Source organism: Prevotella illustrans (genome assembly GCF_017426725.1).
Taxonomy (GTDB): Bacteria; Bacteroidota; Bacteroidia; order Bacteroidales; family Bacteroidaceae; genus Prevotella; species Prevotella illustrans.
In genome coordinates this window covers 19,468-28,349 of sequence record NZ_JAERMS010000037.1, presented here as the reverse complement: position 1 = coordinate 28,349, position 8,882 = coordinate 19,468, and the positions used below count along the sequence as shown (strand labels likewise).

Annotated in this window: 7 protein-coding genes; all 7 read left to right on the top strand. The window is 44.3% G+C overall.

Annotation, left to right across the window (positions count from 1 at the left end):
- The first annotated feature begins 129 nt into the window (after nt 1-129).
- The 7 genes from JHU38_RS10065 to JHU38_RS10035 all read left to right on the top strand — a co-directional run bounded on the left by JHU38_RS10065 (nt 130) and on the right by JHU38_RS10035 (nt 8,880).
- Nucleotides 130-1,140 (top strand): tyrosine-type recombinase/integrase, encoded by a 1,011-nt coding sequence (locus tag JHU38_RS10065; RefSeq protein ID WP_158267294.1) that lies wholly within the window; start codon nt 130-132, stop codon nt 1,138-1,140.
- A 337-nt stretch (nt 1,141-1,477) separates the two neighbouring features.
- The gene (locus tag JHU38_RS10060) at nt 1,478-3,556 is read left to right on the top strand and encodes a leucine-rich repeat domain-containing protein (RefSeq protein ID WP_232369924.1); all 2,079 of its coding nucleotides are present in this window, start codon (nt 1,478-1,480) and stop codon (nt 3,554-3,556) included.
- A gap of 346 nt (nt 3,557-3,902) precedes the next feature.
- Nucleotides 3,903-4,838, top strand: a complete 936-nt coding sequence (tnpA, locus tag JHU38_RS10055) for a transposon Tn4555 protein TnpA (protein ID WP_004292844.1) — start codon at nt 3,903-3,905, stop codon at nt 4,836-4,838.
- Between the two features lie 141 nt (nt 4,839-4,979).
- The gene (locus JHU38_RS10050) at nt 4,980-6,098 is read left to right on the top strand and encodes a tyrosine-type recombinase/integrase (RefSeq protein WP_004338318.1); all 1,119 of its coding nucleotides are present in this window, start codon (nt 4,980-4,982) and stop codon (nt 6,096-6,098) included.
- Nucleotides 6,099-6,345: 247 nt separating this feature from the next.
- Complete coding sequence (gene tnpC, locus JHU38_RS10045) at nt 6,346-7,203, top strand: transposon Tn4555 protein TnpC (protein ID WP_004339687.1); 858 nt, start codon at nt 6,346-6,348, stop codon at nt 7,201-7,203.
- A gap of 199 nt (nt 7,204-7,402) precedes the next feature.
- Nucleotides 7,403-7,777 carry an excisionase family DNA-binding protein gene (locus JHU38_RS10040; protein WP_004338328.1) on the top strand — a complete coding sequence of 125 codons (375 nt, stop codon included), beginning with the start codon at nt 7,403-7,405 and terminating at the stop codon, nt 7,775-7,777.
- 5 nt (nt 7,778-7,782) lie between these two features.
- The gene (locus JHU38_RS10035; protein ID WP_004348225.1) at nt 7,783-8,880 is read left to right on the top strand and encodes an AAA family ATPase; all 1,098 of its coding nucleotides are present in this window, start codon (nt 7,783-7,785) and stop codon (nt 8,878-8,880) included.
- The last annotated feature ends 2 nt before the right edge of the window (nt 8,881-8,882 follow it).

The window sequence follows — 8,882 nt, the reverse complement described above, 5'->3', positions numbered from 1 at the left end:
CCGGACGTAAGTTCCGTTTCAAGAATGCCGTCCACACCACCGCCTGAGAACGAATATCAATTTCGAACCTTACCCATATTCCAGGTAGCCGCGTTAAAAACATATACTTCAACAATAAACTTCAATATTATGACATTTAAAAGTATCATTTCATTTTTCAGTAAACCGGGAGGACAAAAGTTTTATGATGCAGCCCCAACGCGTAAACAGCTGGTGGCACATCAGGCGTCCCCATTGTTGACAGAGTTTCTACCGATCGCGGCAAAGGGTACAAGTATTTCCACCACCGGAAATTACAAAACGGCGGTGTTATCGTTTACACGTTTCAATAACAATAAGGACATAGCCTTGGCATCTATACATAGCGGACTCGTCAAGGGCTATGAGCGATGGTTGCAAGATTGTGGGGTGTGCGCCAACACGTCGTCGTGCTACCTGCGAGCGCTACGCGCGATTTACAATAAAGCGGTGGCGATGCGGAAGGTTAGGGACAGAAAGCCGTTCAGTCATGTGTTTACGGGAAATGAAAAAACAGCGAAACGGAGTATAGGAATGGAAGATATACGCAAGATAACGGCAATCGATCTGTCAGAAACCCCATGGTTGGAACCGGTGAAAGACATGTTTCTCTTCTCGTTTTATGCTATGGGTATGCCATTTGTGGACCTGGCGTTTCTGAAACGATCGCAAATCAAGGACGGCATATTGACCTATTACCGCCGAAAGACGAGAAAGCAAGTGAGGGTGAAACTGGAAAAGTGCATGCTCCATCTTATATCTCGATACGCAACAAGACAGACCGACTATGTGTTCCCTATATTATATAAGGTGAGAAATGGAGAGGTTTGTAGGGCCGACTACAGCTCTGCTCTCAATCGGTACAACCGTCTTCTGAAAGAGCTGTCATCCCTGGCGGGCGTCAGCGTCGGGTTGACCTCGTATGTGGCTCGTCATTCATGGGCGAGCATTGCCTACGACAAAAACATAGACCTGCCGGTCATCTCACAAGCCTTGGGACATACCGACACGAGAACTACGCTCATCTACATCCGTGAAATAGACGACAGACGACTCATGCAAGCTAATAGAAAAATATTAAAGGAATTGTTACCTCTTGGGAAGAGGTGGGCGTATCTATAAATGTATCGCCACAAAGTTAGAGTTTTTATTTGATACAAGCAAATATTTATTAATAAATCTTACATTCTGTCGTGTAAACGCCACATGTTAATTGCGCAAACAATAAGCGTCTACTTCATTGTTATTAAGCCTTTTTACCGCTTACGTCCACCTCTTCCCAAGAGGTATGCCCATATAGAGAGTCATTATACAATGAATAGAAGCTTAGAAAATATGGATATATTACTATAATGTGAAGACGCTTATAGGTATTGGTTTTTAAAATTACCTAACAATATTATAGAGAGTAAGTACAATGCAAAATTGACATATAGAATTGAGCCTAATCACATTTTAAATGACAGATATGATAAAAATTAAACTTTTATTATTGGCATTGCTGTTTATGGTAATGCCAAAAGGACTCTATGCCTATACTAATGGGCAGATTGTCAAAATCAACTCCATGAACTATAAAGTGATGTCGTCTGTTAATCACACGCTCGCTTTTTTGAACGCAGGAGATCTTGCTGGCGAATTGGTGATTCCGGGAACGGTTTCGGATGGTAACGGTACAACTTTTACTGTTACTCGCGTAACTTTTGTTAATGGTTATCGTTGTGATAAAATTACTTCGGTTAAGTTGCCAGACACTGTTACTGACTTAGATGTGGGTGTTTTTGCAGGTGCAAGTTTGGAATCTATCTATATTTCAAAGAGTGTAAAAAATATTGAAGAAAATGCAAACACTCAGTTGAAGAAGGTACCTAAGTACAAAGTGGCTGATGACAATCCTAATTTTAAATCAGATAACAATGGTGTCCTTTATTCAAAGGATGGAAAGACGCTGCGTTTTGTGCCCTCATCCATCCCTCTTGTTAATGGAGCCTATACGGTTGATCCCAATGTGGAAAAAATCACAAAATCGTGTTTTACTCTGATTAGTGGTTTGAAAAAAATAATTCTTCCGCCTAATTTGAAAGAAGTTTCAGTTGGTTATCCTTCTATTGCTCCAATTGATGAGCTTGAGGAGTTTGAAATAGCTTCTGGAGGAAATACTCTTTATACAACTAAAGAAGGCGTACTTTGCAAAGGTGACGTGCTCATATTCTATCCTCGTGCTAAGAACGTAGTTGATTATAAAGTACCCGATGGCATAACTACGCTTGCAACCTTCTCTATTGCTTATCCCAGGGATATGAAAACAATTGATTTGAACCAGGTTACTAGTATGGAAAAATCTTCACTTCTTGCAGCGTATAAACTCACTACGATTACGCTTCCTAAAGATCTAAAGAAATATGATCCTGATACAAAGAAGGGAATGACGCCTGGTTGTATTGGTTCTTGTTCAATCCTTACGGAATACAAAGTTCCTGATGAAAATACAGACTTTGAAGCTGTTGATAGTGTGGTTTATTCTAAGCCCAACAAGGATATTCTCTATTTATATCCAGCAGGTAAGCCTGGAGAGGTCTACGATATGCTTCCTTCAACAAAAGTGATTGAGGCATTGGCTTTTTGGTCTGTACAGAAGCTTACGGGAATAACTTTCCCTGCAGGATTGGAGTCAATCAATGATGAGGCATTTCGTCAGTTGCCAAAACTAGAGAATGTGACATTTGTTGAACCCTCAAATGTTAAGCATCTTGGTACAGCAGTTTTTAGAGCTTGTCCTAAATTGAAAGAGGTTACATTGCCATCAAAAGTTACATCACTTGATAAGCCTTTTGACGGTTGTGCTGCTTTAGAGACGATCAATGTTCCGGATGGTTCCCAACTGAAAAAGATCCGTTCTAATTCATTTTCTAATAACAAAAAATTGAAGCATTTCAACTTCGAAGGAAGTTGTCAGCTTGAAGAAATTGAATCAGATGCTTTTGCCTACTTACCAGAACTTGAGTCTTTTAAATTTCCCAAGACAGTAAAGACCATTAAAACCAATGCTTTCAGGGGTTGTAAGGGTATGACTACGGCGGAATTTCCTGACGATGCCGAGATTGAAATTATTGGTAAGGGTGCTTTTGCAGACTGTGGTTTGAAGAATTTTACCATTCCTAATAATGTGAAGGGAATCGAACGCGAAGCTTTTAACAAGTGTGAGGCTCTAACTGTTGTAAATATCTCAGACAAGACTACAAAAATTAGTCCCGAGGCTTTCAAGTCCTGCTTTAAACTCACAGATATCAATGTGAGTAAAGATAACACTGTTTACTCCAGTGTTGATGGTTACCTCTTGTCTAAAGATAAGAAAACATTGAAAATATTCCCTGCAGGTAAGGCCAACGACCGTTTTACACTGCTGCCTCCTTCTATCACGACTATCGGTGAATATGCTTTCTATGATTGTACGGTTCTGAAGAATGTGGTGATTCCCAACTTGGTAACTAAGATAGAAAAGCGTGCCTTCGGCCTCTGCAAGAACCTGTATTTATAACCATAGAACAACCAAAACTAATCAGAAATATCCGAGTGTAAATCTTTAATTACCAGCATATTCTAAAATTTAACACTTTTCGGTTGCCATTTGTCGCTTCCCAAATTTCCACATATTTTTGAGACGTATTTCTGACGTGGAGAATTTGCGGGGCTTGTTTTTTGTCACACCGTGCAGACAGTTGACAAGGGTTTACAACCGTTTACGACAAGCGACAATAACCGCCCCGATATGCGGAAACAGTCACACTGTGTAGAAAAGCGACAATGGTTGACTTCCGTTCACATCCGTTTACCATTTCAGAGATATAGGATTGAAGAAATGAACCATTAAACGATAAAACGGTATGAAAGCAACCAGAAAATGCAGTTTTTGCGGCAAGTCCTTTGTAACCCGAAGCGGTATGCAAAGATATTGCAGTGAGGCTTGTCAGGCAGAAGCCAAACGAGCCAGAGTGATGCAGAAGAACAACCTCTTCAAAGTCGCCCAACCCTTGATGGAGATACAGCATCAGGAGTATCTCACCTTTTCCAAAGCAGCCATCCTCATGGGCTGTTCCCGACAGTACATTTACAAACTTGTAGCCATCGGCAAGCTGAAAGCCTCACGCATCAGCAACCGCATGGCATTCATCCGCAGAGCCGACATCGAGCAGATGTTGGAGGGCAATCCCTATCACCGCATCCTGCCCGGCAACACCTCCACACCAAGGAAATCATCTTCATCTTCCTTACCTGCCAAAAGAGAAAAAAGGGAAAAGGAAAGCGAAGAAGTGTTGGACTTCTATTCGGGCGAGGAGGTGATGTCCCTTTTTAAGGTAAAGCAGTCATGGCTTTACACTTCCGCCAAGCGTAACCATATCCCCATCTGCCGTATCGCAGGAAAGAACTATTACAGCAAGAAGCATATTGACGAGTTTTTCGGTGTGGCAGTTGATATTAGCGAAATTACCGACTGGCTACTGACCGAGGAGGTGGAGGAACTGTTCGGCATGAAGCCGACCGCACTCCGTGCCTACACCTATCGCCATAAGATACCCACTAAAAGAGAGTACGGGCGTACCTATTACTCCAAATCACATTTGAACGAACTCCGCAGAACTGACCTTGTGAACGATGAACGCTACTATACCGTTGAGCAGGTGCAGCAAATCTATGGTCTTTCGTCAGCCAACATCTGCCATATCGTCAAGGTGAAGCACATCGAAAAGATAAAGGTGGGTGTGAAAAACCTGCTTTTGCGCTCAGATGTGGAGCGTGTCATGGCTGAAAGGAACAAATAACCGTGAAAAATCGGGATTATCGAAAATTATTTCAAAATGATGTATCGTGGAGGTATTCACGGATATTTCACGTTGTTCCTTTGCCATCGGAAACATGGATACAACTCCAAAATGTATACAACCAATTAAAACATAATTATTATGAGTAAATGCAAAACAGTTACCTTGCGTAAGCGCAAGATTAAGAACGGGACACAGTATTCACTATGCCTTGACTACTATCCCGGCTACCGTGACAATGTCACCATGAGAGTGATTACACGTGAAGCCTTAGGAATTTACATCTTCGCCAAACCTGCAAACCAGCAGGAACGGGACTTCAACGCACGCATGATGAAGAAAGCGGTCATCCTGCGCAACCAGCGCTACGAAGCCATTTTCAATGAAAACAACGGCTTTTTTGACAAGACCAAGATGAAGGGCGATTTCCTTGCCTATTTCAAAGGACTGGCTGACCGCAAGAATATCAAGTGGCAGCACGTATACAAGCATTTCCAGCGGTTCGTGAACGGCAAATGCACCTTTGAGGAGGTGGATGTGGATTTGTGCCGCAAGTTCATGGAATACCTGCTTGATGCACCCCAATCCATCCACACCAACCAAAAGCTGCACATCAACTCCGCAGCAGGCTATTGGTCAACTTTCCGTGCCGTGCTGCACACCGCTTACCGTGACAGGAAGATAAAGGAGAACCCAAACGGCTTCTTAGACCGCATCGAGTGCATTCCCACCATCAGGGAGCATTTGAGCCAAGAGGAACTGATACGGCTTGCCGAAACACCCTGTGAGGAGGAGGTCTTGAAAAAAGCTTTTCTTTTCGCCTGTCTTACGGGACTGAGAAAGAGCGACATCAGACAGCTCACGTGGCAGCAGATACAACCATACACCAACGGCAGGATGTTCGTTACCACCCGTATGCAGAAAACCAAAGAAATAGTGCATAACCCCATCAGTGATGAAGCCTATGGACTGCTGGGAGAACGGGGCGAGGGACTTATCTTTGAGGATTTCAAGGACAAGATGCTGCAAGGACCACTCCAACGGTGGCTCACGGCAGCAGGGATAACCAAGAAAATCACCTTTCACTGTACCCGCCACAGCTTCGGAAGCCTGCACGTGGAAATGGGAACGGACATGGCTGTCATCCAAGCCTATCTCGGACATAAGAACATTACCACCACACAAATCTATTCCAAGATAGCAGCGCAGCAGATGTGTCAGGTGGTGGACAAGATAACCTTGAAGCGCAAGGAGGCATAAATGTCTCACATTGACAGGTATTCAGAGGGGCGGTTATGGCTACAAGGCTATAATCGCCCCTCTATGTTTTTGGCTTGATGCCACCATTTATAAGCCCCTCAGAGTATGAAACAGAGTATGATATGATGACATTTCGTGAAATACATTGAAAAAGACCGTTCTAACCGCAAATAACGGGCAGTAATTGGGAAAAATAGCATTAACTTTGCACAAAATAATACAGGAACATTCAATCTCTCAACGAAATATGGAATCATCAATCAAGGACAAATACATCATCTTGGGCTTTGTCGGCTTCGCCATCGTCCTAATATCTTCCATTGCCACGCTGGTAATAGCGGACAGCTTCAACCAAGACAACTTTGTCAGGTGGATAGTATTCGTATGCTGTAACCTGTTGGGATGGTTGCTCTATCTCTCCTTTCAGACACTTATCTTTGATACATACGAAATCTACAAAATCAAGTTCGGCAAGAAAGAAACGATTGCCGAAGCCATAGAGGTGCAGGAAGAACTGTCACAAAATACACTTGAAGAAGCCACATCTGTGCCTGGACCTACATCAGTCCCTGAGCCTGTACCCGAATCATCCCCGACAAAAGAAGAGACACTTATCCAAACACAACCGATAGAGCTTACTATCGCCCCGGATCTTCACGAAAAGAACCGTGCCAATTACGCAAGCAGAGAGCAACGGGAAAAGGAAGAGCGCATCCGCATGGTCATGGAGTATTGCCATTATTACCTGCCTCGCATTGCCGACCAAGAAACCGTGAACCACATCTGTACTGAGGTGGACAAATGGATGAATCTTAACACTTATACCCCGAAGCCCATACAAAGACCGTTTACCAAAGACATCAACAACATTCCACTCCGTCACTTCGTATGGAATATCTCTGAGCGTTTCCTGTACAAGAGATACTACAATGGGGATAACCGTGCCAAGTTCATCAAAGCCCTTTTCCCGAAATCGTTTGCTGATACAGACTTATCAACCATCAAGAATTTCAAGGTAGAGCCGTTAAAGACGGAAATTCCCATTGATGAACCCGAAAACGGCAAACTTGATTTCCACTATCCCGAGGATTATGTGCGGAATTAGGATAATCACGACACCAACGACAACCATCCGGTAACTCATAACCGCCTGTTTTACATCGTTTCCCGAGTAATTTTACCCGTCATTTATGGCTGGGCTTAATTATTCGGGAATTATTTTGCAATGACGTGTCGTGGAGATATTCACGGATATATCATTTCAGTCCTTTGCGCCAAGTCTTACAAAAGAGACGAGTACGCGAATGGAAAAATCAATTCTTACCTTCAACGACCTCCCCGAGGTTGTCGCTCAGCTTCGAGACGAAGTGATGAGCCTGAAAAGCCTGCTCGCCGAGCAGCGCAGTGTGAACAATGCCAAAACGGTGGACACCCACGTGCCCATGTCTGTGGACGAGGCAGCAGAGTATTTAGGTATCCCTAAGGGTACGCTCTACATGAAACTGTCAGAAGGGACAATCCCTGCCACCAAGCCCGGCAAACGCTATTGCCTTTACCGTGACGAACTGGACAAGTGGCTGGAAACCGCCCGAAAGAATCCCATACCGTTGTCAGACGAGGAACTGAACAAGTCCTTATCCTCTTCCCACCGTCGCAAGCCCAACCCACGTAACTGGTGAATGATATGGAAGAGGATAAGAACTATATCAACCTGATACGTGGCGACCTCACAAAAGCATCCCAAGCGCATAACGGTATGCCCGACAGTGTAGGCATGATGAATATCAAGACGGCAAACCAAACCATTCTTGAAGCATCGTTATTGCCTACGCCCCGTGCGCTGTGGGACAGCTTTTGGTACGAGGGGGAACTCTCCTGCTTGTTTGCCGATTCCAACGTGGGCAAGTCCATCCTTGCCGTGCAGATAGCCGACCGCATCGCCCGAACCGACAATGTGCTGTATCTGGACTTTGAACTGTCCGAAAAGCAGTTCCAGCTCCGCTATACCAACGAGCATGGAGAGCTCTACACCTTTCCCGACAAACTCTATCGGGTGTCTATTGACTGCAACCAGCTTTTGGATGCCAACTTTGAGGAAGCTATCATAGGCGGCATTGAACAGATGGCTGTGCAGACCGACTGCAAGATTTTCATCATTGACAATCTTACCTACCTGTGTTGCGCCATGGAGAAAGGCGATGCCGCAGGACGGCTGATGATTCAGCTGAACAATCTCAAAAAGAGATATGCGCTCTCTATCCTTGTCCTAGCACATACGCCCAAACGCTCTTTGGATTGTCCCATCACATCCAACGACCTTGCCGGAAGCAAACGGCTCTACAATTTCTTTGACAGCGTGTTCACCATTGGAAAAAGTGCCCAAGACGGAGGGCTTCGCTATGTGAAGCAGCTTAAAGTGCGCTATGGCACGTTCTCTCATGATGCGGATAATGTAATCGTTTACGAGATTGACAAGGTGGATGCTTTCTTGCAGTTCGTGTTCAGGGGCTATTCCACGGAAAAGGAACACTTGAAAAAATTGGGCGACAATGAATCAAGCCAAAGGGATTGCCAAATTCTGCAACTCTCCCAATCGGGCAAGTCCGTCAGGGAGATAGCCTCACAGGTGAATTGTGGCAAGTCCACCGTAAACCGTATCATCCAGCGCAGCAAAGAGAGTAAAAACGCAGGTGTCCCAAGTGTCCCACTGTCCCAACCCTTAGAGTGTGGGACAATGGGACAGGATGGGACAGCCGACAATCAACCATCAAAAACGGACTAAGC